Consider the following 2,626-nt stretch of genomic DNA (forward strand, 5'->3'; position numbering starts at 1 on the left):
GAGGATCTGACCCACACGCCAAAGAAATTATTGATCCTGTAAACGCAAAAAAGCGGAATGCACGAAGCATTCCGCTTTTGTTTCGGATCATCCGGATTAGTATGCAACACCCTGCCACTTCATAGCGTCTGCAACCTTCAGGAAGCCGGCAATGTTTGCACCTGCAACCAGGTTGCCTTCCATGCCGTATTCCTTTGCAGCGTTGAAGCTGTTGTGGAAGATGGTCTTCATGATGCTGTGGAGCTTTGCGTCAACTTCCTCGAAGGTCCAGCTGTAACGAGCGGAGTTCTGCGCCATTTCCAGACCGGAGGTTGCTACGCCGCCTGCGTTTGCAGCCTTTGCAGGTCCAAAGAGGATGCCCTTTGCCAGGAACTTTTCGATGGCTTCCGGTGTGCTGGGCATGTTTGCGCCCTCTGCAACTGCCATAACGCCGTTTGCGATCAGCTTGTCAGCAGCCTCGCCGTCCAGCTCATTCTGGGTAGCGCAGGGCAGTGCGATGTCACACTTGATGCCCCAGATGCCCTTGCAGCCTTCGGTGTAGGTAGCGCCCTGTACACGGTTGCAGTATTCCTTGATTCTGCCCCGCTCAACTTCCTTGATCTGCTTTACAACATCCAGGTTGATGCCGTTGGGATCGTAGATGTAGCCGTTGGAGTCGGACATTGCAACGACCTTTGCGCCGAACTCGGTTGCCTTCTGGGTTGCGTAGATTGCCACGTTGCCGGAACCGGAAACAACAACGGTCTTGCCCTTGAAGCTGTCGTTCTTCATGCAGCCCAGCATTTCCTCGGTGAAGTAGCACAGACCGTAGCCGGTAGCCTCAGTTCTTGCCAGGGAGCCGCCGTAGGACAGACCCTTGCCGGTGAGCACGCCGGTGAACTCGTTGCGCAGTCTCTTGTACTGACCGAACATGAAGCCGATCTCTCTTGCGCCGGTGCCGATATCGCCGGCAGGAACGTCGGTGTCAGCACCAATGTGCTTTGCCAGCTCGGTCATGAAAGCCTGGCAGAAACGCATAACTTCCCCGTCGGACTTGCCCTTGGGGTCGAAGTCGGAACCGCCCTTGCCGCCGCCCATGGGCAGTGTGGTCAGGCTGTTCTTGAAGATCTGCTCAAAGCCCAGGAACTTGATTACGGATGCGTTAACGGAGGGGTGCAGTCTCAGACCGCCCTTGTACGGACCGATTGCGGAGTTGAACTGTATACGATAACCTCTGTTGACCTGAACCTTGCCGTTGTCGTCAACCCAGGATACACGGAACATGATCTGACGCTCCGGCTCCACGATTCTCTCAAGGATGCCGGCCTCAACCAGGTCGGGTCTCTTTTCGAGAACGGGCTCAAGGCTCTCGAGGACTTCTCTTACTGCCTGAAGAAATTCGCTTTCTCCCTTGTTTCTTTCGCAGACCTTGTCATAGACACCCTGCACATATGAACTTTTAAACGCCATTGTTTAAAACCTCCTAAATATTTTTCAGCGCATCCCTGCTCTGATAGTTTCTATTATACTACTTTACTAGGCAAATAGCAAGAATTTTTTTGCAGTTGTCGTGAAAAATGTATTCACCCACAGAACAGCTGTCCACCAAAGGACATCAATTCTACAGATTGCACAAAGGAAGGTTGAATCATGTGTGGAAAATGCAAGGAAATGTTCATCGTTTCTGACACAGCTTTTTAAAGTCCGTGGGGGTGCAGTGCTTGATCTCCTTGAAGCACCGGTTGAAGGTGGTCAGGCTTTTGAACCCTACCTGCATGGCAACCTCCGTCACCGGCAGTGCCGGATCCTGGAGCATCAGCTCCGCCGCCCGGATCCGGCGCTCGTTGATGTACTGCAAATAAGATATGGTGTTGTACTGCTTGAAAATCCGGGAGAAGTGATACTTGCTGTAGCCGGCGATACCGGCGAGGGTGTCCAGGGAAATATTGTTCATGTAGTTGCTGTCGATGTATTTCAGCACCAGACTGAACTTTTCGTTGTATTCCTCCACCTTGTCGCTGCTGCAGTCCAGCTGCGCCGTTTTTTCGGTCAGCTGCCGGGTTCGCAAAGCAATCAGCAGCCGCACCAGCAGGCTGTAGATCCGCACCTCCGCCAGCTCCGAGCCGGAGAAGTATAGTGAAAAAATTTCCAGCATGGTTTTTTTGGCAACAGCCTGCAGCTCGCTGCCGTAGCTTTCATCGATCAGCACCGGCGCCTTTAGCCCCCGCATAATGGAGTCGAACACGGGCTGCGCCCCCAGCAGGCTGTTGTCACACTGGAGGATCAGCCGCTCCCCCTCACAGGCAAACAGATGGTGCAGCTCCCCGGGGGGAATGAAAAACACCTCGTTTTCCCGGATCACATATTCCCGGTCTCCGATCTCCAGCCGGTAGCACTTGTGCAGCGGCATGATGATCTCGATCTCCTGGTGCCAATGTACCGGATATTCTTCATACTGGGTATTGTGGTAGAGCATGATACACCGTTTTTCTTCATATTCCACGGTTTCATAGTCGCCGGACAGATGCTTGATCATATGCCCTTCACTCCTTTGCATAATTCAGTATACCATATGAAATGCTTTTTGTAAATACTGCACAATTGGATTCCCCGTAAAAGGGAAATGGCGACTGCAAACGCAGCCGCC

At 52.7% G+C, this 2,626-nt stretch carries 2 protein-coding genes; both read right to left on the reverse strand.

Translation table 11 applies throughout. The features are described 5' to 3' along the window. Positions 1-96: 96 nt before the first annotated feature. Positions 97-1,449 carry an NADP-specific glutamate dehydrogenase gene (gdhA, locus tag QVO51_RS05350; protein ID WP_015559209.1) on the reverse strand — a complete coding sequence of 451 codons (1,353 nt, stop codon included), beginning with the start codon at positions 1,447-1,449 and terminating at the stop codon, positions 97-99. Between the two features lie 205 nt (positions 1,450-1,654). Beyond that, a complete protein-coding gene (locus QVO51_RS05355; protein WP_022357532.1) occupies positions 1,655-2,515 on the reverse strand; it encodes a helix-turn-helix transcriptional regulator in 861 nt (286 codons plus the stop codon). Positions 2,516-2,626 lie beyond the last annotated feature (111 nt).

It is taken from the genome of Ruminococcus sp. CAG:379 (assembly GCF_000434255.1).
GTDB lineage: Bacteria > Bacillota > Clostridia > Oscillospirales > Ruminococcaceae > Ruminococcus_F > Ruminococcus_F champanellensis.

What these genes read in the sequence shown, in the direction of transcription:
- gdhA (WP_015559209.1), bottom strand. Translation starts at nt 1,449, where the DNA reads ATGGCGTTTAAAAGTTCATATGTGCAGGGTGTCTATGACAAGGTCTGC.
- QVO51_RS05355 (WP_022357532.1), bottom strand. Translation starts at nt 2,515, where the DNA reads ATGATCAAGCATCTGTCCGGCGACTATGAAACCGTGGAATATGAAGAA.